18 protein-coding genes are annotated in these 26,257 nt (G+C 49.0%); 8 read left to right on the forward strand and 10 right to left on the reverse strand.

The window, feature by feature from the left end; translation table 11 throughout:
- Nucleotides 1–6 precede the first annotated feature (6 nt).
- The 3 genes from ACPYIV_RS17105 to ACPYIV_RS17115 form a co-directional block, all read right to left on the reverse strand.
- Nucleotides 7–1,050: a sugar kinase gene (locus tag ACPYIV_RS17105; RefSeq protein ID WP_186928405.1), complete on the reverse strand. Its 1,044-nt coding sequence runs from the start codon at nucleotides 1,048–1,050 to the stop codon at nucleotides 7–9.
- A gap of 159 nt (nucleotides 1,051–1,209) precedes the next feature.
- The gene (locus ACPYIV_RS17110) at nucleotides 1,210–3,744 is read right to left on the reverse strand and encodes a glycoside hydrolase family 95 protein (RefSeq protein ID WP_425884207.1); all 2,535 of its coding nucleotides are present in this window, start codon (nucleotides 3,742–3,744) and stop codon (nucleotides 1,210–1,212) included.
- Between the two features lie 101 nt (nucleotides 3,745–3,845).
- Nucleotides 3,846–5,513 carry a nucleoside kinase gene (locus ACPYIV_RS17115; protein ID WP_425884209.1) on the reverse strand — a complete coding sequence of 556 codons (1,668 nt, stop codon included), beginning with the start codon at nucleotides 5,511–5,513 and terminating at the stop codon, nucleotides 3,846–3,848.
- 82 nt (nucleotides 5,514–5,595) lie between these two features.
- On the opposite strand from ACPYIV_RS17115, the gene ACPYIV_RS17120 reads away from it, so the two are divergent.
- The gene (locus ACPYIV_RS17120) at nucleotides 5,596–7,284 is read left to right on the forward strand and encodes a Na/Pi cotransporter family protein (protein ID WP_293734702.1); all 1,689 of its coding nucleotides are present in this window, start codon (nucleotides 5,596–5,598) and stop codon (nucleotides 7,282–7,284) included.
- Between the two features lie 300 nt (nucleotides 7,285–7,584).
- Here the strand turns inward: ACPYIV_RS17120 and ACPYIV_RS17125 are convergent, their stop codons facing one another.
- Complete coding sequence (locus ACPYIV_RS17125) at nucleotides 7,585–9,072, reverse strand: UxaA family hydrolase (protein WP_425884211.1); 1,488 nt, start codon at nucleotides 9,070–9,072, stop codon at nucleotides 7,585–7,587.
- Entirely contained in the window at nucleotides 9,072–10,511 is a 1,440-nt protein-coding gene (locus ACPYIV_RS17130; protein WP_293734158.1) for a tagaturonate reductase, read from the reverse strand. The genes ACPYIV_RS17125 and ACPYIV_RS17130 overlap by 1 nt, the downstream gene beginning before the upstream one ends.
- Nucleotides 10,512–10,705: 194 nt before the next feature.
- Here ACPYIV_RS17130 and ACPYIV_RS17135 point away from each other — a divergent pair, with 194 nt between their 5' ends.
- On the forward strand, nucleotides 10,706–11,611 hold the full coding sequence (locus ACPYIV_RS17135; protein ID WP_293734159.1) for an SMP-30/gluconolactonase/LRE family protein: 906 nt from the start codon (nucleotides 10,706–10,708) through the stop codon (nucleotides 11,609–11,611).
- Nucleotides 11,612–11,695: 84 nt separating this feature from the next.
- Entirely contained in the window at nucleotides 11,696–13,876 is a 2,181-nt protein-coding gene (gene rnr / locus ACPYIV_RS17140; RefSeq protein WP_299359519.1) for a ribonuclease R, read from the forward strand.
- Nucleotides 13,877–13,955: 79 nt separating this feature from the next.
- On the opposite strand, the gene ACPYIV_RS17145 is transcribed toward rnr, so the two are convergent.
- The 3 genes from ACPYIV_RS17145 to ACPYIV_RS17155 all read right to left on the reverse strand — a co-directional run bounded on the left by ACPYIV_RS17145 (nucleotide 13,956) and on the right by ACPYIV_RS17155 (nucleotide 16,229).
- Nucleotides 13,956–14,171: an immunity 17 family protein gene (locus tag ACPYIV_RS17145; protein WP_293734161.1), complete on the reverse strand. Its 216-nt coding sequence runs from the start codon at nucleotides 14,169–14,171 to the stop codon at nucleotides 13,956–13,958.
- Between the two features lies 1 nt (nucleotide 14,172).
- A complete protein-coding gene (gene tsaE, locus ACPYIV_RS17150; RefSeq protein WP_186929546.1) occupies nucleotides 14,173–14,592 on the reverse strand; it encodes a tRNA (adenosine(37)-N6)-threonylcarbamoyltransferase complex ATPase subunit type 1 TsaE in 420 nt (139 codons plus the stop codon).
- Between the two features lie 86 nt (nucleotides 14,593–14,678).
- The gene (locus ACPYIV_RS17155; protein WP_293734162.1) at nucleotides 14,679–16,229 is read right to left on the reverse strand and encodes a PglZ domain-containing protein; all 1,551 of its coding nucleotides are present in this window, start codon (nucleotides 16,227–16,229) and stop codon (nucleotides 14,679–14,681) included.
- A 157-nt stretch (nucleotides 16,230–16,386) separates the two neighbouring features.
- On the opposite strand from ACPYIV_RS17155, the gene ACPYIV_RS17160 reads away from it, so the two are divergent.
- The 5 genes from ACPYIV_RS17160 to ACPYIV_RS17180 all read left to right on the forward strand — a co-directional run bounded on the left by ACPYIV_RS17160 (nucleotide 16,387) and on the right by ACPYIV_RS17180 (nucleotide 23,799).
- Complete coding sequence (locus ACPYIV_RS17160; protein ID WP_425884215.1) at nucleotides 16,387–18,888, forward strand: sugar-binding domain-containing protein; 2,502 nt, start codon at nucleotides 16,387–16,389, stop codon at nucleotides 18,886–18,888.
- Nucleotides 18,889–19,397: 509 nt separating this feature from the next.
- Nucleotides 19,398–19,832 carry a dUTP diphosphatase gene (gene dut, locus ACPYIV_RS17165; protein ID WP_293740930.1) on the forward strand — a complete coding sequence of 145 codons (435 nt, stop codon included), beginning with the start codon at nucleotides 19,398–19,400 and terminating at the stop codon, nucleotides 19,830–19,832.
- A 32-nt stretch (nucleotides 19,833–19,864) separates the two neighbouring features.
- Nucleotides 19,865–21,634 carry a tetratricopeptide repeat protein gene (locus tag ACPYIV_RS17170; protein WP_425886532.1) on the forward strand — a complete coding sequence of 590 codons (1,770 nt, stop codon included), beginning with the start codon at nucleotides 19,865–19,867 and terminating at the stop codon, nucleotides 21,632–21,634.
- A complete protein-coding gene (locus ACPYIV_RS17175) occupies nucleotides 21,627–22,466 on the forward strand; it encodes a DUF4292 domain-containing protein (RefSeq protein WP_300762566.1) in 840 nt (279 codons plus the stop codon). Before ACPYIV_RS17170 ends, ACPYIV_RS17175 begins: the two co-directional genes overlap by 8 nt.
- 1 nt (nucleotide 22,467) lies before the next feature.
- Nucleotides 22,468–23,799 (forward strand): murein hydrolase activator EnvC family protein, encoded by a 1,332-nt coding sequence (locus ACPYIV_RS17180; RefSeq protein ID WP_425884218.1) that lies wholly within the window; start codon nucleotides 22,468–22,470, stop codon nucleotides 23,797–23,799.
- 58 nt (nucleotides 23,800–23,857) lie between these two features.
- Here the strand turns inward: ACPYIV_RS17180 and ACPYIV_RS17185 are convergent, their stop codons facing one another.
- Both ACPYIV_RS17185 and ACPYIV_RS17190 read right to left on the reverse strand, forming a co-directional pair.
- A complete protein-coding gene (locus ACPYIV_RS17185; protein WP_425884219.1) occupies nucleotides 23,858–25,147 on the reverse strand; it encodes a lipopolysaccharide biosynthesis protein in 1,290 nt (429 codons plus the stop codon).
- Nucleotides 25,144–26,208, reverse strand: coding sequence for a M20 family metallo-hydrolase (locus ACPYIV_RS17190; RefSeq protein ID WP_293734168.1), 1,065 nt, complete (start codon nucleotides 26,206–26,208; stop codon nucleotides 25,144–25,146). The genes ACPYIV_RS17185 and ACPYIV_RS17190 overlap by 4 nt, the downstream gene beginning before the upstream one ends.
- Between the last annotated feature and the right edge of the window lie 49 nt (nucleotides 26,209–26,257).

The raw sequence follows: 26,257 nt of genomic DNA on the forward strand, positions 1-26,257 counted from the left end.
TGTTAATTATCTGGACACTCGTCCTGAAGCGTCGCCGCCCATCAGTTTTTCAACTTCATCGACAGTAACCTGGTTGAAGTCGCCGTAGATCGTGTGTTTCAGACAAGAAGCCGCAACCGCGAAATCGAGCGCTTTCTGGTCGTCTGTCGTATAGGTCAGCAGACCGTAGATCAGGCCACCCATGAAAGAGTCGCCACCGCCTACACGGTCGACGATATGCGTAATGTCGTAGCGACGGGACTGGTACAGTTTGCCGTCGGCATAGAGAACGCCGCCCCATGTATTGTGGTTGGCATTGATGGCGCCGCGCAATGTGATGATCACTTTCTTTGCACGCGGGAACTTAGCCATCAGCTGTGTGCATACGGATTCGAATTCGGCCGCATTCACTTCGCCGTTTGTGGCTGTCACATCGAAACCTTCCGGTTTGATGCCGAATACCTTTTCCGCATCCTCTTCGTTGCCTAAGATTACGTCGCAACCGGCAACCAGTTCCGGCATCACTTCAGAAGCAGTTTTGCCATATTTCCACAGGTTCTTGCGGTAGTTTATGTCGCATGATACGGGGATGCCCATACGGTTTGCCACCTGGATAGCTTCGAGACAAGCATCTGCCGCACCCTGTGAGATAGCCGGCGTAATACCTGTCCAGTGGAACCAGGATGCATCCTTGAATACTTCTTCCCAGTTTACCATTCCCGGCTGGATTTCGGAAATAGCCGAATGAGCGCGGTCGTAAACAACCTTGCTGGCACGGGCTACCGCACCTGTTTCCAGAAAATAGATGCCTAAACGGTCGCCACCGTAAACGATGTGGGAAGTCCCTACACCATATTTACGCAGGTCCATTACGCAAGCACGAGCAATGTCGTTCTTGGGCAAACGGGTTACAAACTCCGTGGCAATACCATAGTTAGCCAACGATACAGCTACGTTTGCTTCACCGCCACCAAAGGTAGCATTCAATTTATCACTCTGACAAAAACGGAGATAGTCTGGTGTGGCCAGCCTAAGCATGATTTCTCCAAAGGTTATTACTTTTTTATCCATATCAATGGTTTATAATGTGTTCAGACCACAAAAATAGGTGATTATTTTTAAATAAGCATAGTGAAACAGTAATATGTTTCCGCGCACACACATTTTTTATCAGGGAATGACAAGATAGTGGGTTTTGACCACACCCTCTGGCTTTCCGGTGTGCCGGGTTTATCGCACGATGCTGTAGTTTCCGTCTTTTTGTGTATCGAATGTTGCCTGGAAATACTCTTTTCCGTTAGACCGGATCGCAGAGGCGGTGGCTATCGTCTTGCCGTTCTGCTTCACGGTGAAAGGCTGCCCGGCACGAAGCGTACAGTTTTTCCCCGATAGCGAGCGGATATCGGCTTTAACCAGTTTCCCTTCTTTCCAGTTCATGTCGACCTCAAAGTTACCCCGTGCTTTCAAGCCGGAGATGGAGCCTTCCGCCCATACGTCGGGTAAAGCGGGCAATAGCTGGATGTACCCGGCATGGCTTTGCAGCAATATTTCGGTGACACCCGCCGTATAGCCGGAGTTTCCGTCGATCTGGAAAGGAGGGTGTGCACAAAGCATGTTACGAAACAATCCGCCTCCTTTGTGCTCGCTGTTGCCGAACCCGATCGGGTTGAACAGGTTGGCGATGATTTTGTAGGCGTGGTTGCCGTCGAGCAAACGTGCCCAGCAGTTTATTTTCCAGCCCATCGACCAGCCGGAAGCCAGATCGCCGCGCAGCTCGAGTGTTTTGCGGACTGCGTTGAACAGTTCCGGTGTTTTGTCCGGCGTTATCTGGTCGCTCGGATGGAAGCCGTACAGATGGGAGAAGTGGCGGTGTTGAGGCTCCCATTCCTTGAAGTCATACATCCATTCCTGGAGTTGTCCTCGTTCTCCAATCTGATAGGGCAATAGGCGTGCCAGTTTGTCTTTCAGTTCGTTGCGGAGCGGTTCGTCCAGATTAAACATTTCCGAGGCTTCGATCGTGCGGGTGAAGGTTTCCCGGATGATCGCCATGTCCATTGTCGGTCCCATGCTCATTGCCGCTTTCTGCCCGTCTTCCGTGATGAACGTGTTTTCCGGGGAGACGCCGACAGGGGTAACCAAACGGCCGTTGCCATCGTCGACCAGCCAGTCGGCAAAGAATTCGGCAGCGCCTTTCATTAATGGGTAGGCTTCATTTTTCAGGAATGCTTCGTCTTGCGTGAACTGATAGTGTTCCCAGAGGTGGCTGCACAGCCAACCTTGCACCATCGGCCAGAAAGAGGCTGTCGGCACATTGTCGTTCGGCAGGGATTCGCGCCAGATGGACGTGTTATGATGGGCTACCCAGCCCCGGCGGTTGTACATGTTTTTGGCTGTTTCGGCTCCCGACACCGCCAGCTCACGGATCATCCGGAACAGGGGTTGCTGGCATTCCGACAGGTTTGCCGGCCCGGCGGGCCAGTAGTTCATCTCCGTGTTGATATTGATCGTATAGCCGCAGTTCCAGGCAGGGATCGTGTCTTTGTTCCACATCCCTTGCAGGTTCAGAGGTTGACCGCCCGGGCGTGATCCGCTGATCATCAGGTAACGGCCGAACTGGAAGAGGAGGGCTGCCAGATCAGGATCGGCTGTCTGGGCGAATTGTTCGATCCGTTTGTCGGTCGGCATTGTCTTTTGTTCGGGAGAGGAAACCAGTTCGAAACCTACGCGGTCGAACAGGGAACGGTAGTCTTCCGTATGGCGTTGTTTCAATGTCTGATAGTCGTAAGAAAGGGCCTTGTCCAGGATACCAGCGGCTTTGGCCGAGGGGTCGATACCTTCCCGGCTCGGACTTTTGTCGAAACCGTTGAAACTGGTTGCCATGCTGAGCACGAAGTAAACTTCGTCCGTGTCGTAGACGTGGATGCCGGAGTCGGTGATCTCACATTTTCCGTCTTTCGGGAAGACCGGTTTCAGCTGGGCTTCGAAGAACATCCCTTTCCTGTCGATCTCATCGCCGTAGAGCATGCGTTTGTTGAACTTGCGCTTGCCGTTTGCATCATAGAGCTCAGGGTGTTTATACTGGTCGCCCCATTCTTCGAGCTGTTTGAATGTACGCCGTTCCACATAGCCGGGGGCCTGTCCGTGCAGGATCAGGCGGTCGTCAGCTCCTTTCTGCAGGGCTGTCGGGTGGGGAGAAGTGAAGTCGAGCGAGATGTCGATACCGTCCGGCCTGCTGCTTTTCAAGCGCATGACGATCACATCGTCGGGGTAGGAGGCGAACACTTCCCGTTCGTAATGCGTGCCGTTCTGTTCGTAGACGGTTGTGGCGATAGCATCCGAGATATTCAGCGCCCGTTTATACCCGCCGGCATCTCCCTGTTTGTTGTTTTGGATATGCAGGTCGCCGAATGGTTGATAATATTGGTGCAGGCGTCCCAGCCAGTTTTTGCAGACGAGGTCGGATGCCGTGTTATATTTACCGGCTTTCATCAGCCCGACGATTTTGTCGAACATTTCAGGTGTTATCTTTACGTCTTTGTAGACAACAGACGGTTCGCCGCTATACAGCGTGTTCTCATTTAATTGAAGTTGCTCTTTTTCAACTCCACCGAAAACCATCGCTCCTGCCCGTCCGTTTCCGATCGGGAGGGCATCATTCCAACCGGCAGCCGGTTCGTCATACCATAAGGAGAGCGGTGCTTTTTGCGGCGTTTTCGCACACGCGGAGAGCAATAAAAGTGAGATCAGATAAGAAATAATGCGCATATACATGGTATTTTAAAGATTATACAAAAAGTGTCCGGATGCTTACGTTAATCCGTGTAATTCGTGTCAAAAAGATTGATTCCAATCCTGTAACAGCCTGATCAGTACCGGAAACTGCCGCCCCCCAGGAACTCACGCAAGAGGGATGTGCCCGGAAGTCCGACATCAGGAATATAATTAAAGTAACGGAGGAAACGAAGCAGGCGGTAGGCTTCGGCATTTTCCGGGTCGCACTCGCGTACTTCGCTTAGGATCGGTTCGGCAAATTTGCGCAGGGCGGCCAGTTCATACAACATGGCGCTGTTGAACATCGCATCCGCATTTTCCTGATAGGGGAATATCCATTTGTCTTCACCCCGGCGGACACTTGGCCAGCGGGCGATCGTGTCGCGGGCGGAATAGCCACGGAAACGGTAATCACGGATGATGCGTCGCAAGAGGCGGTTGTCGGTCGTCGGAATCCAGTTGTGGTTATCCAGCGAGATGGAGGTCAGTACGGAGACATAAATCCGGTATTTATAACAATCCTCGATCATAGAGGTCAGCTCCGGGTTCAGGGCGTGGATGCCTTCTATCACCAGGATGGAGTTTTTATGTATCTTCAGCTTTTTCCCTTTGAATATGCGGCGGCCTGTTTCGAAGTCGAAAGTCGGGACTTCGATCTCTTCTCCCGAAAGCAGTTTCTGCAATTCACTATTGAAATAGGGGAGGTCGAGCGCATACAGCGATTCGAAATCATATTCACCGGACTCGTCCTTCGGCGTATCTTCGCGATTCAGGAAATAATCGTCGAGCGAGAGGCCGACCGGATGAATGAGGTTCGTGATCAGCTGTATTTCCAAACGTTTACAGAAAGTAGTCTTTCCCGAAGAGGACGGGCCGGAAATCAGTACAATACGAATGCCGTCGTTGTAACGGGCGGCAATCTCTTCTGCAATCTTGGCAACCTGCTTCTCTTGCATGGCTTCGGAGACCATAACGACTTCGGAAGCCATACCCCGCTCAATCACCCGGTTCAGATCGCCTACGTTGTCCAATCCGACTGTACGTTGCAGCGTCAGGTGCTCCTTATAAACCTGAAACATCTTGTCCTGGCGGATGACCGGCTCCAACTCTGCCGGGTTACTCCTTTGCGGGACACGCAAAAGCACGCCGTCGAAATAAGGGACCAGGTCAAAATGCCGGATATAGCCGGTGGAAGGTGTCAGGCAACCGTAGAAATAGTTGATGTAACCGTCCAGGTCATAATAAGAGGTATAAGGCATGCCGGCACTTTCGATCAGACGTGCCTTGTCGTTCATGCCCCTTTCGCGAAACAGGACTGCCGCATCGACTGTGCGAACCGTCTTTAAATGGAAAGGAAGGTCGGCGTCGATGATCTCACGCATCCGCTTTTTGATCTTGCCGATCGTTTCTTCGTCTATATCCTTCCCGTTATGGATCACACAATAATAACCTTTCGAGATGGGATGTTCGAGGTTGAGCGTGGCCGAAGGGAGGACGTCGTTCACTGCTTTTGAAAAAATATGACAAAGGGAACGGACATATGTACGCACCCCCGAAAGCCGGGAGTAATCAATATATTCTATATCTTTGGGATGCCAGCAACGGAAGGTCAGCCCTTCGGTTTTATTGTTTACCTGCGCATTCATCGGCTGTAACCGGAGCGGTGCGCCAACCAGCGAATAGATGTCCAACAGCGAAGAACCAATCGGTACCTCTTTATAAGTATTGTTATTTTTGCAATAAATTGTAATAGTTTCAGACATGGTATATCAGTTATTATTTATACTTTTGTCCCCTAAAGTTAGGAATATTAATCGGATATACATCCACTTAAACGTATTTTAAATGGACTATTCATTTTTTGATTTTCTACGCCTTATAGGTTCCTTGGGATTATTCCTGTATGGTATGAAGATCATGAGCGAAGGTCTGCAGAAATTTGCAGGTGACAGCCTACGCAAGATTCTAACGGCCATGACGACTAACAGGGTTACCGGAGTGCTTACCGGGGTTTTAATTACAGCCCTGATTCAATCATCATCCGCCACAACAGTTATGGTGGTCAGTTTTGTAAACGCCGGCCTGCTCACCCTTACCCAATCCATCGGGGTCATTATGGGAGCCAACATCGGTACGACCGTTACCGCCTGGTTGATCTCTACCCTCGGGTTCAAAGTCGACATTGCGGCTTTCTCTCTTCCTCTCCTCGCTTTCGGTATTCCGCTTCTGTTTTCAGGAAAAAGCTCCCGCAAATCGATCGGAGAATTCATATTCGGTTTCGCATTCCTCTTTATGGGCCTTCAAGCACTGAAAGCCAATGCTCCGGATCTCGGAGCCAACCCGGAGATGCTCGCTTTCGTGCAGAACTATGCCGATATGGGCTTTTTCTCCATCATTCTGTTCCTGTTTATCGGGGCTATCCTGACCATGATCGTGCAGGCTTCCGCTGCGACGATGGCTATCACGTTGATTATGTGTGCCAACGGGTGGATCGACTATCAATTAGGTGTAGCGCTCGTATTGGGTGAAAATATCGGTACAACGATTACAGCCAACCTGGCGGCTTTGACAGGTAATACACAAGCCAGACGGGCGGCTTTGGCGCACCTTGTTTTCAATATATTCGGCGTTATCTGGGTATTGATTCTGTTTTATCCGTTCACAAATGCCGTTTCCTGGTTCGTCACGCATATAATGCGCATTTCCGATCCGTCGGTGGCTGTTTCCTTTAAATTGGCTGCTTTCCATACGGCGTTCAATATAAGTAATACATTTATTATGATTTGGTTCGTCGGGCTGATCGAGAAAACGGTCCGGTTCCTTATCAAAGGCAAGAAAGAGGAAGACGAAGAATACCGGTTGCGCTATATTACAGGCGGTATGTTGTCGACAGCCGAGCTTTCCATCTTGCAGGCACATAAGGAAATCACGTTGTTTGCCGAACGTACCGGGCGTATGTTGGATATGGTGAAAGAACTGTTCTATGAAAAGAACGAAGATGTATTCCTGAAAACCTATAGCCGTGTCGAGAAATACGAAAGTATCAGTGACCGGATGGAGATCGAAATTGCCAACTATCTAACTTGTGTGGCTGAAGGCCGCTTGAGTTCGGAAGGTAAGGAAGAAATCCGTATCATGCTGCGTGCCGTGTCGGAAATCGAAAGTATCGCCGATTCTTGTAATAACATGGCGAGAAGCATTAAGCGTCGCAACGAGTTTAAATCGATATTTACGGATGAGCAGAACCATAATGTGGACCAGATGCTGGCACTTACAGAAAAAGCTTTACATCGTATGATCGAGATTTTGAAAAAGACAGAACTTGTACGCGACGATGTCAATCCGTCTTACAACATCGAAAACGAAATAAATAATTACCGCAACCAGTTGAAGATCCACAATGTGGAAGACATCAACAACAAGAAATACCAGTATCAGGACGGTGTCTACTACATGGATATCATCGGTGAAGCCGAAAAGTTAGGCGATTATGTGCTGAATGTGGTACAGGCGGTTATTGAGAAGAAGATTTAAGAAGATTTGAGCTATCAATTTATATCTATACTCCCGTCGATATAAATTGATAGCTCAAATCCGGCAAGAAGTGAAGCCATCCTTTTAAAATGTTAAATCATACAAGAACCTCCCCTAAAAGACAAATATCCATATCTATTTGTTACCCAATGCTTTGTATTATCATAGGTTTCTTAAAAAATATTACCCGCAGGGGTAATTTGAAATAGATGGGGTAGAAAACCGAATTTCATGCACTACTGTTTCGATTTGGACCAACGGGTATTTTGAAAAACTGTACAATAAGCCAGAATTCTTTTGTCACAGCGTCACACCGGATTTGAAGATTGCGATCTCCCGGTAGCCATTCTTTTCATTGTTAGTCGGGCTACCGCTTGCGATACTGATGATAAACCGGATAAAACATTCACAAAGTTCCTCCATGCTTTTGCCCTCCAAGAGGGGGCCGGCATTGAAATCGATCCAGTTGGGTTTGCGGAAATACAGATTACTATTGGTCGAAACTTTCACAGTCGGAACAAATGTGCCGAACGGAGTTCCCCTGCCGGTTGTAAACAAAACCAAGTGGCAACCCGAAGAAGCAAGTGCCGTACTGGCCACCAGGTCGTTACCAGGTGCACTTAGCAGATTCAGGCCCTTTGTCTTCAGCCGTTCGCCATAAAGCATTACATCCCGGACAGCCGAGGTCCCGGCTTTTTGCGTACAACCTAACGATTTCTCTTCTAGGGTTGAGATACCTCCAGCCTTGTTTCCCGGAGAAGGATTCTCGTAAATCGGTTGTTTGTTTTCTATAAAATAAGATTTGAAGTCGTTGATCAGATGAACGGTCTTTTCAAAGACAGCCTTTGATTCGCTACGGTTCATCAGGATCGTTTCGGCACCGAACATTTCCGGTACTTCTGTCAGAACGGTTGTTCCTCCCTGCGCAACAAGAAAATCGGAAAAGACACCTAACAGCGGGTTAGCCGTAATGCCTGAGAAACCATCCGATCCTCCGCATTTCAACCCCACACGCAATTCACTCAAGGGAATATCCGTCCGCCTATCCTGCGAAGCAATCGCATAGAGTTCCCGCAACAACTCCATCCCCGTTTCCAGTTCATCATCCACCTTTTGCGTTTCCATAAAGCGGATGCGTTCCGTGTCGTAATCACCAAGCATTTCCCGGAAAGTGCCGGCCTGGTTGTTCTCGCAGCCTAACCCGACAACAAGTACAGCACCCGCATTCGGATGCAGAACCATATCCCGCAAAATTTTCCGGGTATTTTCATGGTCGTCTCCCAGTTGGGAACAGCCGTAGTTATGGGGAAAAGCGACAATTGCATCGACTCCGGCGTCCTGTGTCTCTTGCCGTAATTTGTCGACCAGCCGGTGCGTGATGCCGTTGACACAACCGACAGTAGGAATCACCCAAATCTCATTCCGGATTCCCACCTCTCCGTTCTTGCGCCGGTATCCTTTAAAGGAAAGCGACCTCGCGGACGGTTGTTCAGGAATAGCCTGCGGGTTGAATTCATATTCTCGCAATCCTTCCAGATTGGTCTTGATATTCTTTTCGTTTACCCAGCTTCCGGCAGCTATCGCTTCACGGGCATGTCCGATGGGGGCGCCATATTTAATGATATGGTCTCCTTCTTTAAAATCCTGCAAAGCAACTTTATGTCCTGCAGGTATATCCTGCAGGACAACAATTGTTTTACCGTCCACATCCAAAGATGTACCGGCCTGTAAATCCTTTACGGCGACAACGACATTGTCCGCCGGATTTATTTGTATATATGTCCGCATCAGCAAATTTCTTTAACGACATTGAGCATTCCTTTTTCCTGGATGGCATCCAGGAACCCTTTAACCATACCGGTCAATCCCGGAATACGGTTCAGGTCTTCTCCCCAAATAGAAGTCGCCGCCAATACGCCTTCGGCAACTTGATGTGTCGAGCCGGTAGCCCAAAGTCCCTGCAGCAACTGAAGAATCTCAGCAGAATCGTTCGGCTCGGATTTCGTACCATCGGCACGGACATATCCTTTATAATAGGTGATAATAGCGGCCAGGCCTAACACAAGTCCTTTCGGCAACTCGCCTTTCCGTTCCAGATAGACTTTCAAGCCCGGCAGATCGCGTGTCTCATATTTAGGGAATGAGTTCAGCATGATGGAAACGACCGAATGATCGACAAACGGGTTGTTGAAACGTTCCATAACATCATTGCCGAATTGCACCAGTTCTTCTTTCGGCAGATTCAGCGTCTCCAGCAATTCCTCAAACATCACCTTATGGATGTATTTTCCCAACACTTCGTGCTGGCAAGCATCCCGCACGATATTCACCCCGGAAAGCCAGGAGACAGGTGCCAGAACCGTATGAGGACCGTTCAGCAGCGTCACTTTTCGCTGATGGTAAGGTTCTTCGCTCGGAACAAACAATACATTCAAGCCCGCCTTGTCTGCAGGAAACTCTTTGGCAACCGATTCAGGCGCCTCGATTACCCATAAATGGAATATCTCCGCCTGCACGACCAGATTGTCATTATATTGCAGTTTCTCTTTAATCGAATCGATCTCTTTACGTGGAAATCCCGGAACAATACGGTCCACCAACGTCGCATATACACCGCAACATTCCGTAAACCAGTTTTTGAAACCTTCTCCTAATTGCCATAAATCGATATATTGATAAATGGTTTCTTTCAGTTTATGCCCGTTCAGGAAAATCAGTTCGCACGGAAAGATAATCAGCCCTTTGTCTTTATCTCCGTTAAATGTTTTGTAGCGGTGATAAAGCAATTGGGTCAGTTTGCCTGGATAGGAAGAAGCAGGCGTGTCATCCAACTTGCAAGCCGGATCGAAGGTAATTCCTGCTTCCGTCGTATTCGAAATGACAAAACGCATCTCCGGCTGTTCGGCCAGTTTCATAAAAGCGGAAAAGTCCGCATAAGGATTCAACGCACGGCTGATCACATCGATCCGGGTAAGGCTGTCTACTTTTTCGCCTTTATCCAACCCTTGGAGATTGACATGGTACAAACAATCCTGTGCGTTCAACATATCGACCATTCCCCGGTCGATGGGCTGGACCACCACGACACTGCTGTTAAAACCTACTTTCTCATTCATTTTCTGGATAATCCAATCCACAAATGCACGAAGGAAATTACCCTCACCGAACTGGATGATCCGTTCCGGATACAGCACTTTGCCGGCAGTTTTTTCATTCAACTCTTTCATCTTAATCTTAATTTAAAATCTGTTCATTAATGGCAATCAGAGCCGATTATATAAATTCGGGCTCTAATTTAAAGGAAATCTCGGATTTATTTAGTATGTTTGCATAAAACTTATCCATAACTGGCAAGAATAGTCTTTTTTGTACCATGAAACATTTTCTTATTAACGCATCTGTTTTAATATCTATTTTGATTATGACGGCATCCTGCTCACCTAAGGTCGAAATGATTCCAGCAGAGTTGGCCTATCAGGCTGAAGCGACTACTGGAGAAGGTTCCATCTGGCATCCCGAACGTCACACCTTATTCTGGGTGGACATTGAAGGCCAGACATTATACGAATATCATCCGAATACGAAAGAATGTAGTTCATGGAAATTCGACCGCATGGTTTCGACGGTGGTTCCCGAGACAGACAGTACGGTTATCATAGCCCTGCAAAATGAGATCGTGCGGGTGAACCTGCATGACGGGCATACGACTTCCATAGCTCCGATCCCCGACAAAGACGGCAAAGTACGTTGCAACGACGGCAAATGCGATCCCGCCGGACGTCTGTGGGTCGGGACGATGGGCTTCGGTGCGCCTAAAGGAGCCGGGACCTTATATACCGTTTCGCCCGACGGAACAGTTACTTCCAAACTGCAAAAGGTTACGATCTCGAACGGAATCGTATGGTCGTCCAATAAGAAGTTTATGTACTACAACGATACGCCGACCGGCAAAATAGCCCGCTACCGCTACGATGCCGACAACGGCGACATCCTGTTTGATGGTATAGCCGTTACCTTGCCCTATGAATCGGGGGCGCCCGATGGTATGGCAATAGATAGTGAAGACCACCTTTGGGTTGCCCAGTGGGGTGGTTATGGCGTTTATTGTTACAACCCCTATACAGGGGAGTTGCTGGCAAAAGTGGAAGTGCCGGCACCAAATGTCGCCTCCTGTGCATTCGGAGGTAAAAAAATGGATACGCTTTATATTACAACGGCTCGTGCAGGCCTGTCCGAAGAACAGCTCCGGAAATACCCGTTAAGCGGTAGTGTGTTCTGTTGCAAACCGGGGGTTAAAGGTGTAAGAGCCAACAGTTTCGGGGAATGAAATCTCCCGAATATTATTTATCGCAAATGTAAACAGCTTCTCAAAATTTATTGTTTACTTTGTAAAACACATTGAAAGAGAAATATGACTAAGAATAAATCTGAAAAGAAAAGTAATAAACCGGAGAAGAAGAAAAACAACTCCAGAGGCGAAAACAAACGGATGAAGAAAGAGGCTATGATCAATGCTATCATCAACGTTTTCAAGTCTTCTCCCAAGGAACCTTTTAACTATCGACAAATCAGCAGTATGATAGGCGTGACCAACCAGGTGCAGAAGTTGCAGGTGGTGGATATCCTGTATGACCTTTCTTCTGACAACTTCATTTCCGAGATAGACCGGGGGCGTTATCGCTATAACGATTGGGGGACGACGGCTGTCGGAACCTTTATACGCCGCCAGAACGGAAAGAATTCTTTTATCCCCGAAGATGGCGGGACGCCGATCTTTGTGGCAGAGCGGAACTCTGCACATGCGCTTAATGGCGATAAGGTGAAAATACAGCTTCATGCCAAAAGAAAAGGAGCCGATCCGGAAGGGGAGGTTATTGAAATACTGGAAAGCAGCCGGCGTACAATCACCGGTAAGCTCCAGGTGACAAAAGGCTTTGCCTTCCTTATTACGGAGGATAAGACATTGGCAAACGATATCTTTATCCCGAAAGATAAACTGAAAGGCGGCAAGACCGGCGACAAAGCGATCGTCCGTATCACCGAATGGCCGGAAGAAGCCAAGAACCCGCTGGGCGAGGTGGTCGATATTCTGGGAACTGCCGGTGAGAATAATGCGGAGATGAATGCCATCCTGGCCGAGTTCGACTTGCCGTATAAATATCCGGCTAACGTAGAAAAGGCGGCGGAAAAGATATCGGAAGCAATTCCTGAAGATGAGATAGCCAAGCGCGAGGATTTTCGCGGTGTTACGACTTTCACGATCGACCCGAAAGATGCCAAGGACTTCGACGATGCCCTTTCCGCCCGCAAGTTGGAAAACGGCAATTGGGAAATAGGGGTCCACATCGCCGATGTGACCTATTATGTCAAACCGGAAAGCTTGATAGACCGGGAGGCTTACAAACGTGCTACATCTGTTTATCTTGTGGACCGCACTATCCCGATGTTGCCGGAACGCTTATGTAATCAGATCTGTTCACTCCGGCCGGATGAAGAGAAACTTTGTTTTTCCGCTATCTTCGAACTGAATAAGGAGGCCGAAGTACAACAATCACATATCGCCCGCACCATTATCAAGAGCGACCGCCGCTTTGCCTACGAAGAAGCACAGGCCATAATCGAGACAGGAGAAGGTGATTATAAGGAAGAGATTCTGGCGCTTAACAGTCTGGCACAGAAACTGCGTGAGCGACGTTTCAAAGACGGGGCAATCGCTTTCGACCGTTACGAAGTCAAATTCGATATAGATGAGACCGGTAAACCGCTTGGCACTTATATCAAAGAGGTGAAGGAAGCCAATAAGCTGATTGAAGAATTCATGTTATTGGCAAACCGTACGGTAGCGGAGTTTGTCGGAAAGAGCAAGAATAGGAACAAGAAAACGTTCGTCTATCGTATCCATGAACAGCCGGATCCTGAGAAATTAAGAGACTTCTCTGCGTTTATCAGCCGTTTCGGTTACAAGATGCGTACGGAAGGAACAAAGACGGATATATCTAAAGGTATCAACGATCTGCTGGACAGCGTACAGGGAAAGGCGGAAGAAAATCTGGTGGAGACTCTGGCTATCCGCTCCATGCAGAAAGCCCATTATACGACAGATAATGCCGGTCACTATGGGTTGGCAATGGATTGTTATACACACTTCACTTCTCCTATCCGCCGTTATCCGGATATAATGGTGCACCGTTTACTGGAACGTTACCTGGCTGGTGGGCGCAGTGTGATAAAGAACAAGTATGAAGAGTATTGTACACATTGCTCCGATATGGAAATGGTTGCCGCAAATGCCGAACGCTCTTCCATCAAGTACAAACAAGTCGAGTTTATGAAAGATAAAATCGGACAGGTATTCGATGGGGTCGTGTCCGGAGTTGCCGAATGGGGATTATATGTGGAACTGAATGAGAACAAATGCGAAGGGCTTGTTCCGATGCGTGACCTCGATGACGATTACTACGAGTTTGACGACAAGAATTATTGTCTGCTCGGTCGCCGGACAAAACGTATCTACCGGTTAGGGGATGATATCACGGTTAGAATAGTACAAGCTAATCTGGAAAAGAAACAATTGGATTTTACAATAGTCTGATAAAGAGTAGGTGTCAAAACTGTCCCGTCCCCGTGTCAAACACGGGGACAAGGGTTTTGAATCACCCTCTTTTCGATTCTTAATTCCAAAGGACAAGCCCTGTCACCCCGCAGGCAATCAATCCCAATCCCAAAAGAACATAGAAGATACGGGCGCCTTTACGTCCCAGCCATTTGACAAAAGTCATGGCTCCGCTGGTCTGGAAGTACCAGTCGAGATTCAGGGCTGCGGCAACAATAGAGAATACCCCTAATGCGATAAAGAGTATCAGGATAAAATATTCGGTAGGTTCCATCTTACTTTACTTCTACGGTGCGGGAACCGTCCGGATTTTCTGTAATGGCAACTTCCACAACGTCGCCCGGCAACAATTCTTCGATCTTTTCCGGCCATTCGATAAAACAGAGTGCGCCGCTATAGAAATAATCTTCCGTGCCTATATCTTCCGCTTCACTCAGCTTATTGATACGGTAGAAGTCGAAATGATAGATCAGTTCACCGGTCTCGTCGCTCCGGTATTCGTTGATAATGGCAAATGTGGGGCTGTTGATAACATCCTCTACACCCAGTTCTTCGCAAATAGCCTTGATAAAGGTGGTCTTCCCGGCTCCCATGTTACCCCGGAAAGCAAAAACGGTACGGTCATCCATCCCGGCAATAAACTCTTTCGCTGCTTGACGGATCGTATCTAAACTTTCGATTTTAATTGTATTCATAATTTTATTAATGGACAATTGACAATTTGGATTTCAGTTGCAAAGTTAAAACAATTGTCCATTGTCATTGTCCGTTGTCCATTATTTTATTTCACGGTCATCGTGATAAAAGGAATCAACATTTCCTCCATCGAAATACCGCCGTGCTGGAATGTGTTCTTGTAATAAGAAACGTAATAATTATAGTTGTTCGGATAAGCAAAGAAATCATTGTTCATCGCAAAGATATATTTGCTGCTCAGGTTCGGGGAAGGTAACCCCGCCTTGTCGGGAAAACGGATGTCAAAGACTTCCTTCGGATTATAATTCAAGTTCTTGCCTACCTTATAGCGCAGGTTGGTATTCGTATTCTTATCGCCTATCACCTTCTGCGGATTATCGACGCGGATCGTGCCATGGTCGGTCGTGACGATCACTTTATATCCTTTTCCGGCAATACGCTTGAAGAGTTCCAGCGTGCCTGAATGTTGGAACCAGGAACGAGTCAGGCTACGGTAAGCCGCCTCACTCTGGGCCAGCTCGCGGATCATCTTGTTTTCGGTACGGGCATGGGAGAGCATATCGACAAAGTTCAGCACTACTACATTCAACTGGTTATGAAGCAGGGAAGGGACGATATTCAGCAATTTGTCGTTATATTGCGAATCATGTACCTTATGGTAAGAGAAAGAATATTTCTTGCGGAACCGCTCGATCTGTGTCTGGATAAGTGGCGCCTCGTTCAGGTTTTTCCCCTCCTCGCTGTCTTCGTCTACCCAGAGTTCCGGAAATATCTTTTCGATCTGCAGAGGCATCAGCCCGGAGAAGATCGAGTTGCGGGCATACTGTGTGGCGGTCGGCAGGATGCTGTAGTACAGGCTCTCGTCGAACGTATAATATTCAGCCAGCAAATCCTTTACTTCGCGCCACTGGTCGAGACGGAAGTTATCGATCAGAATAAAGAACACCTTCTCTTCGTTGTCGAGCATCGGGAAAACCTTCTTTTTAAACAAGTCCGGGCTCATCAACGGACGGATTTCGGGATTCTGGATCCAGTCCACATAATTCTTTTTGACAAATTTGCCGAACGCATTGTTTGCTTCCTGTTTCTGCATACGGAGCATATCGGTCATCTGGACCTGGCTGTTTTCCAGTTCGATCTCCCAATAGACGAGCTTCTTGTACACTTCCATCCAGTCGTCGGTCGTCAGCGAATCGTTGATCTGCATGCCGATGCGGCCGAACTCCTGCTGATAGCCGACAGTCGTCGTCTCGGATATGATTACATTCTTATGGACATTCTTTTTGATCGACAAGAGCAACTGGTTCGGATTGACAGGTTTGATCAGGTAGTCGGCGATCTTGTTGCCGATGGCCTGGTTCATGATGCTCTCTTCTTCGCTTTTGGTCACCATGACGACAGGGACATCTGGGTTGACCGCCTTGATCTGCGCCAATGTTTCCAGCCCGGTCAGCCCAGGCATATTCTCGTCTAAGAAAATGATGTCGAACGATTCTTCCTTGCAGCATTCGATGGCGTCCTGCCCGCTGATTACCGGAATCACTTCATATCCCTTATCCTGCAGGAAAAGGATGTGGGGCTTTAACAAATCTATCTCATCGTCTGCCCAAAGCACTCTGTCTTTCTTTACTGCCATAGTTTTATCTTTCTTTTTTGAGGATGAACACACGGGTTCATCCCTACAAATGTATGATATTATAACGATATACCCCTTTATTTTGTATATTCTTCCCGCATTTTTTAGGCTCTTTTGTATTACCTTTGTATAATATAAACGAGTTAACTATACACGTATGAGACTATCCGTATTTGCCCTGGTTTGCCTGTTTCTTGCCGCATGTGCCACACAGGAAAAAGGCCGTGAGAGAATATCTTTTAACAAGGAATGGCGCTTTGCCCTGACTGAAAAGCAAGCCGATGCCTCCGCACCCGGTACGGATGACAGCAATTGGCGAGTTCTGAACCTGCCTCACGACTGGAGCATCGAAGCGGATTTCTCCCTCGATAACCCGGCGACTCCCGGAGGCGGTGCGCTGCCTGGTGGAATGGGGTGGTACCGGAAACATTTCAAACTGCCTGAAAGCGACAAAGGAAAAGTGGTCTATATTGATTTCGACGGTGTTTACCGGAACAGTAAGGTCTGGCTGAACGGACACATGTTAGGTTTCCGCCCCAACGGGTATGTCTCGTTCCGTTACAACCTGACACCGTATCTGAATTATGGTAAGGAGGAGAATGTTCTGGTTGTCCAGGCCGATAACAGCGAACAACCGAACTCCCGCTGGTATTCGGGTTCCGGCATTTACAGGAATGTATGGTTGGTGAAAACCGGACAAGTCCATGTGGATAACTGGGGGACAAATATCACTACGCCAGTCATTAATGCGGACAAGAGCACGGTCGAAATTGAAACGACCCTGAAAAACGATGCATCCGATGTAATTGTGGAAGTTTCTACCCTGATACAAAACAGGGAAGGAAAGGTTCTCTACGAGACATCTTCTCCAGCCGAATTAGCCGCAGGAGGGAAGAAAGTCATTACACACACAATAGAAATGTTCTATCCGGAACTATGGAGCATCCGGAATCCTTATCTGTATACCGCCATAATCGAGGTGAAAGTCGGCAATAAACTGACGGACCGCTATCAAACCACATTCGGCATACGTAAGTTCGATTGGGACGAGCATACAGGATTCTCTCTGAACGGAGAACCGACTAAAATATTGGGTGTCTGCCTGCATCATGACCTGGGATGCCTCGGAAGCGCGATCAACCCGAGGGCACTCGAACGTCAACTGCAAATGATGAAAGACATGGGTGCCAATGCCGTCCGCACCAGCCATAACCCGCCGGCTCCCGAGTTGCTCGACATATGCGACCGGATCGGGCTGCTGGTACAGGACGAGGCTTTCGACATGTGGCGGAAACGAAAATCGCCGTACGATTATGCCCAATATTTCGACGAATGGCATGAAAGAGACTTGACAGACCAGATTCTGCGCGACCGTAACCACCCGTCCGTTTTTATGTGGAGCATCGGAAACGAAGTGCTGGAGCAATGGCAGCATGCCGATGCCGACACCTTGAGTCTGGAAGCCGCCAACCTGATCCTCAATGCTGGACATCCTGTAGATGACAAGATTTTGTCCGATACCGCCATGAGCGTACAGGGATTGATCGCCCATTCGCTGGCGGCAATCGTCAAGCGCCTGGATAAGACGCGCCCTGTCACTGCTGCCAACAACGAAGCCACACCGGGTAACCTGATCTTCCGTTCGAATGCGTTGGATATATTGGGATTCAACTATCACGAAAAGAATTACGAGCCGTTCCCGCAAAATTTCCCGGGCAAGAAGTTAATCGTCAGCGAATCTACTTCCGCCCTGATGACGCGCGGCTACTACCAGATGCCATCCGATTCGATGTATGTCTGGCCGAACACCTGGCGGGATCGTTTCGACCGTCCCGAACATCTCTGTTCGGCTTATGACAATTGCCATGTACCCTGGGGCTCGACTCACGAAGTCACTTGGCGGGAAGTCAAACGGCTGCCTTATGTTTCAGGCATGTTTATCTGGACAGGTTTCGACTATCTGGGCGAACCGACACCGTATTGGTGGCCGAGCCGTAGCAGCTTCTTCGGTATTGTCGATCTGGCTGGTATTCCGAAAGATGTATATTATATGTACCAGAGCGAATGGACCGACACACCGGTCCTTCATCTTTTCCCTCACTGGAACTGGAAAGAAGGAGAACCTGTCGATGTCTGGGCTTACTATAACCAGGCGGATGAAGTGGAACTTTTTCTGAACGGCCAGAGCTTGGGAACCAAGAGCAAACCGGACGATGCTTTCCATGTATGCTGGCGTGTCCCTTTTATGCCAGGTACATTGAAAGCCGTTTCCCGTAAAAACGGTAAGGAAGTGCTTACGCGTGAAATCCATACGGCCGGCGAACCTGCCCGGATCGTACTGCTCCCCGATCGTTCCGCCTTGCACGCCGATGGAACGGATCTTTCATTCGTAACCGTGGAAATACAGGACAAAGATGGAAACTTAGTGCCGGATGCCAATAACCTGATTCGTTTCACGGTTGAAGGGGACGGTTTCATTGCCGGAACGGACAACGGCGACCAAAACGATCCCGTCAGCCTCAAGAAACCGGAACGCCATGCTTTCTATGGAAAGGCAATGGCTGTCGTGCAAAACACGGGTAAGGCAGGCTCCATCCGGTTAAAAGCTACAGCGGAAGGTCTGCCGGATGCCATGGTGGAAATACGGGTAGAGAAATGATGATTTATGGTTCATATTGGGAAAGAACAGAGAGTGGCTATACATACTGTTTTTCGAAATCCTCTGTCACTCTATCACACTTCGCTGTTTAAGTGTTGATAATCAGGATGTCATCGTGTGATAGATGTTGTATTTATCTATCACACATCTATCACACCTCTATCACCTGTCCCCTAAAAAGCCATAGCCTTTATTTTGTTAGATAAGCATCTGTCAATCATTTTATTAGTATAGATTGTACGCGGACACCCGGATGTCCGGAACAGGAACATCCGGGTGTTTAAAGCGGCTACACCCGGGTGAAGAAAGCTGCAAGATGGGGATGTTTGCAAATATTTCTGCTTGTTTTTCGTACTTTTCTTGCTTGTTTTGAAGAAAAAGCACCTTGTTATGGACAAAAATGCTCCGGTTCATATAGGTGTACTTAGTATAATTTAAAGAATAATGGAACTTCCAGGAGATGGTAATCAGGGATATTTGTGTAAATTTGCCCGGAAATAAAAGAGTTTATGGAAGTAAAGATCATAAATAAGTCACATCATCCGCTGCCCGGATACGCGACTCCGCTGTCGGCAGGAATGGATATCCGTGCAAATCTGATGGAACCGGTAGTTTTGAAACCCCTTGAACGGAAACTGATTCCGACCGGATTATATATCGCGTTGCCCGAAGGCTATGAGGCACAGATGCGCCCCCGTAGCGGCCTGGCATTGAAACATGGCATTACATTGCTGAACACGCCGGGCACTATCGATGCAGACTATCGCGGCGAGATCGGCATCATCCTGATAAACCTCTCATCCGAACCCTTTACCATCAACGATGGGGAGCGTATTTGCCAGATGGTGATCACAACCCACAGCCAGGTCGCCTGGCAGCCGGTGGAAGTGCTGGACGATACCGAACGGGGTGCCGGTGGCTTCGGGCATACGGGGAAAGAATAATTGAAAATTGAAAATTGAAAGTTATGGGTGTGATGCTAAAGTCTTTGATCTCGATATTTCTTTTCTTATTTCTGGTCGGGAGTCCATCGGCGTTGAGGGCGCAGGAGCAGGATGCGAAGGTGGAGATACCGCAGAAAGCTATTAAGGTGAGTGCCGCAGATCAGCGAAAATTCGATTATTTCTTCTACGAAGGGCTGAACCTGAAGACAGCCGGAAAATTCGATGCCGCTTATGACGCCTTTAACCATTGTCTGGCGATCGATTCGACTGCGTCGGCTGTGTTATACGAACTTTCTTCCTTTTATGCCCAACTGAACCGTCCGGAAAAGTCACTGGAAATGTTGCGGCGTGCGGTGGCTTACAGTTCCGATAATTTTACCTACCGGTTGGCGTTGGCCACGATGAGCCGCAACCTCGGTATGTTCGGTGAAGCGGCAGAGGAATATGAGAAGTTGGTGAAAGATTATCCCGGAAAGCCGGAGTTGAACTATTATCTGGCGGATGCGCTTACGCAGGAGGGTGAAATCGGAAAGGCGATCGATGCTTACGATGCCCTCGAATCGTCTATCGGCATGAACGAAGCGCTTTCCATGCAGAAATACAAGCTCTATAATGCGTTGGATCAAAACGATAATGCGTTCAAAGAGGTGGAAAAGCTCGCCGACAAGTTCCCGATGGAGTCCCGCTATCAGATCATCTTGGGGGATCTGCACCTGGAGAAGAACGATACCGTCAAAGCCCTGAAATACTATCAGAAGGCACACGCCATCGATCCGGAGAGCCCCTATTACATCGTCTCCATGGCAAACTACTACGAAGCCGTGGGCGATAAGGATGCCGCCGAAACGCAGATACGCAATGCGCTGGTAAACGAAAAACTGGATGTCGATACGAAAGTCGGTATCCTGTCCCGCTATATCCTTAAGTTGCAGCAGACGAAGAAAGGGACGGAAAGTGCGAATGCCCTTTTCCAGACGTTGATCGAACAACATCCCGAAGATATCGACTTGAAACAGATGTACGGCAGCTTGCTGATTGCCCAGGGGAAGACTGACGAGGCACGATTCCAGTTCCAGTTGATCACCGAGATGGAGCCGTCGGATGCTGCCGCCTGGCAACAACTCCTGAACCTGGCGTTGAAGTCGGAAGACATTCCCGAAGTGATCCGTATCTGTACCCGTTGCCAGGAACTTTTTCCTGATGCGCCGGAGTATTACTTTTATCTTGGGATCGCTTATTTCCAGCAGGAGAAGTATCAGGATGCACTGGACACCTACAGGGCGGGCTTAGAGATTATCCCGGAGACGAACGTAGGGCTGAAGTCTGACTTCTACGGACAGATCGGCGATATCTACTATCAGATCAAGAATATGCCGGAAGCCTATAAAGCGTATGACGAAGCATTGAAGTTCAACGACAAGAATGTAGTTGTCCTCAATAATTACGCCTATTTCCTTTCGTTGGAAAAGAAAGACCTGAAAAAGGCGGAACGGATGAGTGCGCAGGCGGTCAAGTTGGAACCGAACAATTCGACTTACCTCGATACCTATGCCTGGATATTCTTTGTGCAGGGAAACTATACGCTTGCCAAGATATACATCGAGAGCGCGCTTGCCAACGATACCACCAAGAGCTCCGAACTGGTCGACCACTACGGTGATATCCTCTTTATGAGCGGCGACAAGGAAAAGGCGCTCGAACAGTGGAAGAAAGCGAAGGAGATGGGGAAAGTGAGCGACGTACTGGATCGTAAGATCGCAGAAGGAACCTATATAGAAGAAGAGGAGGTCAAGAATGAATAAGATTAGCCTTGTCTCTGCGCTGATCCTTTTTATCGCCCTGTCGTTTACGGGCTGTAAATCGACAAAGAAAGTCGGGACGGTCGAAGCGGGCGGAGCGAAAACGCATAACGAGTTTTTTACGCTTATGCAGGAACAGGCGTTCAGGTATGAAACCCTGACCGCACGTCTGAATGTGGACTTGAACTTGCCGGGCAATAATATGAGCTCGCGTGTGGACCTGAAAATGGTAAAAGACAGTGCCTTCCAGTTGTCCGTCCAACCTTTTTTAGGTATCGAAGTTTTCCGTGCCGAGATCAGTGTGGACAGCGTGAAGGTGATTGACCGCATGAACAAACGCTACGTAGCCGATAATTATGCCAACCTGAAGGGGCAGACGCCGATCGAGTTCAACTTCTATAATCTGCAGGCGCTTTTCACCAACCAGTTGTTTCTTCCCGGGCAGCAAGGAATCAGCCCGAAGCAGTATAACCGTTTTAAGTTGAAACAGGACGGACCCGCAGCCGAAATACGGGTGAAGGATGTGATGGGGCTGTTGTACACCTTCATGGCGGACGGGGAGGAGAAGATTCTTTCGACCTGCATCACCGAGCCTTCGGATCGCTATGCCCTGCAATGGGATTATGCCGATTTCCGCTTGGCAGACGGGCAGCCGTTCCCCATGAAGATGGATGTGCAGGTGATGAAGGAAGGTGCTTCGCAAGGGGGGATTACGTTGCATTTCTCCCGTATGCAGACGGATGTGCCGGTGAAAATGGATTTTTCCATTCCTGCCAAATATAAACGTATCACGCTGGCGCAGATCATCAAGTCGTTGAGCAATACTAAAATGTAAGATGAAATACTTTTGGTTCGTCATATTCGTACTGTCGATCGGTTCTGTTTCCGCACAGAACTCGGCGAGAGTACGCGAACTTGAAAAGCAGCGTAAAGCCGCACTTGCCGAGATCGAGATGACCAGCCAACTGTTGGATGAGACTCGGCAGTCGGCGCGAAACTCGCTGAACCGCCTGAACCTGCTCTCCAAACAGATCCTTTCCCGTAAACAGGTCATTAACTTGCTGAATCAGGAGGTCGGGGAAATAGATAAACAGATAGCCGCCTCCCGCCACAATATCTCCCGCTTGGAAAAGGAGTTGGGCAACAAACGGCAGAATTACGGAAAATCGGTTCAGAGCATATACAAACGCCGCAGTTCGCAGGATAAGTTGCTGTTTATCCTCTCTGCCGACAATTTTGCCCAGTCCCTTCGCCGTATGCGTTACCTCCGCGAGTATGCCGACTGGCAGAAAAGGCAAGCTTCCGAAATCATCGACAAACAAAAAGAGATTGCCGACAAGCAGAAAGAACTGGAAAAGACACGTGCCGAAAAGAACGCCTTGTTGGGCGCACGTGAAGATGAAAGCCGTAAACTCGTTGCCGAAGAATCGAGCCAGAAAGAGGAAGTACAGCAATTAAGCAAGAAACAGAAGCAGTTGCAGGCCGACCTGAAAAAGAAACAGAAACAGGCCGACGCCCTGAACCGCCAGATCGAAAAGCAGATAGCCGAAGAAATCGCGCGCGCCGAGGCCGAAGCAAAAGCCGCCCGCGAACGGGCGGCCCGTGCCGAACGGAACCGCCTGGCCCGTGAAAAGGCTGCCGCTTCCGGAAAGAAAGTTCCCGAAGCGAAGCCGGAGACGGAACCGGCCCGTGAAGAACGTGTCGCCGACACCAAAGGCGGTTATGCCATGACGAAAGCCGAGAAACGCCTGTCTGATGATTTCGCGGGCAATAAAGGGCGTTTGCCTTACCCAGTGTCCGGCCGCCATACGATTGTCGCCTTCTTTGGCGAACAGCAACATCAGGAGTTGAAGTATGTCCGCACGAATAACAGCGGTATCGACATCCAGACCTCTCCGGGTGCGGACGCCCGTGCCGTGTTCAACGGCGAGGTGACGCGCGTGTTCGTCGTTCCGGGATATAATAACTCGGTCATTGTCCGGCATGGTAACTATCTGACGGTTTACAGTAACCTGAGCCAGGTCTATGTAAAGGCAGGCGATAAGGTGAGCACCCGCCAGGCAATCGGCAAGATCTTTACCGATACAGAGGATGGCAATGCTACGATCCTTCATTTCCAGCTCTGGAAAGAGAAAACGAAATTGAATCCGGCGCCTTGGCTGGATTGACGTAAGGGGTGCGTCAGGGTTGACGCAGGGGTTGGTCAGGACAGAAGCCGGAGGTGCGTCAGGGTTGACTCCCGTCATGCGTCGGCCGGAGCTTCCGGAGTGCGAATCTCACATCCTCCTTATTAAGAAGAAATTCCCTTAACCGGGTTCCCGTTTTCCGGCAGAAGATAATCATCGAGAATATCAGCATGGCGCTGAAAGAGATACTGGAACTAATGGCCGATCCGACCACTCCGTAAAGAGGAATCAGCAGATAACCGGAAATAAGCAGGCTTGTCAAACCGACAAAAGAACTTCCTGCGCTGTAGCGTATTTTTCCACTCCCGATAAAATATTGGCTCAAAATGCTGTTGCAGGCCAGTGCGATGATTCCGGCTGCCAGCCCTGTTATGACTTTGCGCATCCCCGCAAACTCGGCACTGAACAGATAATCCGTGTACACCCATTCCGGTATCAGGAGAATGCAACCGGTCGCAAGCGTGACGGCGCAAAAGGTAAGCTTGAAGAACCGGAGCGTAATCAGTTTTTGCTCGTAAGGATTGTTTGTCTGGGCAACGCGGCTGTACTCGATGAAACCGATGCTGCGATTGATGTGCCAGACGCTCTCGGAAATCTTGGTTCCTGCGTCCAATAGCCCGACACTTCCCAACCCGGCAAACCGTTTGACCAGGAAGTAATTGAGGCGAGTGGTCAGAATCTCGGCGATATTATCCGCACTCCCCCAAAGCCCGTAGGCAAACATTTCTTGCAAAAGTGCGTATTGCGAGCGTCCTTTACGGGGATCAGCCTCTTTTTTGCGTAGGAAGGGCAGGAGCAGGAGCAGGCTGACGAAGAATGCGGCCCCGTTCGTGAGATACATTCCCCACAGGTAGGCGTTAACATCCTGTATCTCCAATCCGTAATAGAGGAATAGCAGCACAAAGAATAACAATCCTCCTTGCAGGACAAAGGTCAGGTTGAACCCGAAAATCTGATTCTTCCCCAGCAGGAAACGGGAGTTGGCCGCTACCAGCGAGGTGAGGATCGAAAGGATATAAATATCAAGAGCATACCCTTCGGGGAGCAGTCCGGCAATAGCCATACAGCCGCAAGCGATACCCGCCCCGGCCGGTGTCCAACAATAAGAGGGCCAAAATACGGCCTGCATGGAATAGCGGTTCATGAAATAGACAATCGTGTTGCCTGCCAGTATTCCGCAGGACATGGTTGCGATCCCCACTGCCGCCAGGATCAGTCCGGCCAGACCGAGTCCTTCCGCTCCCAATACTTTGGCATTGATAAAGATCAGCGCCAGGTTCAGGATGGCAATCAGGTAGCGGGTGCCGATGGTTCCGAAGAGGTCTTTCATGATTGTCCATTGTCAATTTTCAATTGATCCAGCAGCTTGATATAGGTGTCTATTGCTTCCCGTATTTCCATCAAACCGATATATTCGTCGGCGGCATGGGAACGGGCGGAGTTCCCCGGTCCGATCTTCACGGAAGGGAAGTGCATCAGTGCCTGGTCGCTTAAAGTAGGCGAACCGAAAGGCTCTTTTCCCATCATAACGGCACGGCGTATGAACGGATGTTGCAAATCCGTACGGGTGGAGTTAAGGCGGAAACTGCGGGCTTTTATTTCGCAGCCGACCAGGGGCTTGATCAGTTCGAACAGTTTTTCGTTGGGATAGAATTCGTTCGTCCGGATATCGACGGTGAATTCGCAGCGGTCGGGAACGACATTGTGCTGTGTCCCGGCATGGATGATCGTGACGCTCATCTTCACCGGTCCGAGGAAATCGCTTTTTTCCGGGAACTGATAGGTGTTGAACCACTCGATATCTTTCATGGCAAGCGTGATCGCATTGATCCCTTCGTTCCGGGCGGCGTGCCCGGCTTTGCCGGTGCTCACGCAATCCAGGACCATCAGTCCTTTTTCGGCTACGGCTGGCTGCATGCCGGTCGGTTCGCCAACGACGGCAAATGCGATAGGGGGAAGGTCGGCAAGGGCGCTTTCCAGCCCGTTCTTGCCGGAAACTTCTTCTTCGCATGAAGCCAGGAAAATCAGGTTGTACGGTTGTTCCTTCCCGGATAGCACCCTGAATGCCTCGTAAAGAGATACCACGCTCGCACCGGCATCGTTGCTGCCGAGGCCATACAGGCGTTCGTCTTCCGTCTCCTCCGGTTTAAACGGATCTTTGGTCCAGCCCGAAGCCGGTTTCACGGTGTCGATATGTGAATTGAGCAGCAAAGTAGGCTTCTCCGGATGAAAGCCCGGAGCAATCAGCCACAGGTTATTCCCCTTCCGGTTCACTTTATACCCGGCCTTTTCCCAACTCTGTCCGAGAAAATCCGCCACTTCTCCCTCTTCCCTGCTGAAAGAAGAACGTGAAATCATCCCTTTTAATAGGTCTATTGCGTCGTAATACATGATATATTCTTATTTGTATATTGTCAATTACTCTTATATTTTATCCATG

Origin of the sequence: Parabacteroides vesiculifaciens, assembly GCF_049860805.1 — a bacterium.
In the GTDB taxonomy this organism is placed as follows: domain Bacteria; phylum Bacteroidota; class Bacteroidia; order Bacteroidales; family Tannerellaceae; genus Parabacteroides.

Bases quoted from the DNA above. Each gene is read 5' to 3' on its own strand.
- ACPYIV_RS17175 (WP_300762566.1), top strand. From the start codon at position 21,627: ATGAATAAGATTAGCCTTGTCTCTGCGCTGATCCTTTTTATCGCCCTG.
- ACPYIV_RS17155 (WP_293734162.1), bottom strand. From the start codon at position 16,229: ATGGCAGTAAAGAAAGACAGAGTGCTTTGGGCAGACGATGAGATAGAT.
- ACPYIV_RS17145 (WP_293734161.1), bottom strand. From the start codon at position 14,171: ATGGAACCTACCGAATATTTTATCCTGATACTCTTTATCGCATTAGGG.
- ACPYIV_RS17180 (WP_425884218.1), top strand. From the start codon at position 22,468: ATGAAATACTTTTGGTTCGTCATATTCGTACTGTCGATCGGTTCTGTT.
- ACPYIV_RS17160 (WP_425884215.1), top strand. From the start codon at position 16,387: ATGAGACTATCCGTATTTGCCCTGGTTTGCCTGTTTCTTGCCGCATGT.
- ACPYIV_RS17105 (WP_186928405.1), bottom strand. From the start codon at position 1,050: ATGGATAAAAAAGTAATAACCTTTGGAGAAATCATGCTTAGGCTGGCC.
- ACPYIV_RS17115 (WP_425884209.1), bottom strand. From the start codon at position 5,513: ATGTCTGAAACTATTACAATTTATTGCAAAAATAACAATACTTATAAA.
- ACPYIV_RS17120 (WP_293734702.1), top strand. From the start codon at position 5,596: ATGGACTATTCATTTTTTGATTTTCTACGCCTTATAGGTTCCTTGGGA.
- dut (WP_293740930.1), top strand. From the start codon at position 19,398: ATGGAAGTAAAGATCATAAATAAGTCACATCATCCGCTGCCCGGATAC.
- ACPYIV_RS17135 (WP_293734159.1), top strand. From the start codon at position 10,706: ATGACGGCATCCTGCTCACCTAAGGTCGAAATGATTCCAGCAGAGTTG.
- tsaE (WP_186929546.1), bottom strand. From the start codon at position 14,592: ATGAATACAATTAAAATCGAAAGTTTAGATACGATCCGTCAAGCAGCG.
- ACPYIV_RS17110 (WP_425884207.1), bottom strand. From the start codon at position 3,744: ATGCGCATTATTTCTTATCTGATCTCACTTTTATTGCTCTCCGCGTGT.
- rnr (WP_299359519.1), top strand. From the start codon at position 11,696: ATGACTAAGAATAAATCTGAAAAGAAAAGTAATAAACCGGAGAAGAAG.
- ACPYIV_RS17125 (WP_425884211.1), bottom strand. From the start codon at position 9,072: ATGCGGACATATATACAAATAAATCCGGCGGACAATGTCGTTGTCGCC.
- ACPYIV_RS17130 (WP_293734158.1), bottom strand. From the start codon at position 10,511: ATGAAAGAGTTGAATGAAAAAACTGCCGGCAAAGTGCTGTATCCGGAA.
- ACPYIV_RS17170 (WP_425886532.1), top strand. From the start codon at position 19,865: ATGCTAAAGTCTTTGATCTCGATATTTCTTTTCTTATTTCTGGTCGGG.
- ACPYIV_RS17190 (WP_293734168.1), bottom strand. From the start codon at position 26,208: ATGTATTACGACGCAATAGACCTATTAAAAGGGATGATTTCACGTTCT.
- ACPYIV_RS17185 (WP_425884219.1), bottom strand. From the start codon at position 25,147: ATGAAAGACCTCTTCGGAACCATCGGCACCCGCTACCTGATTGCCATC.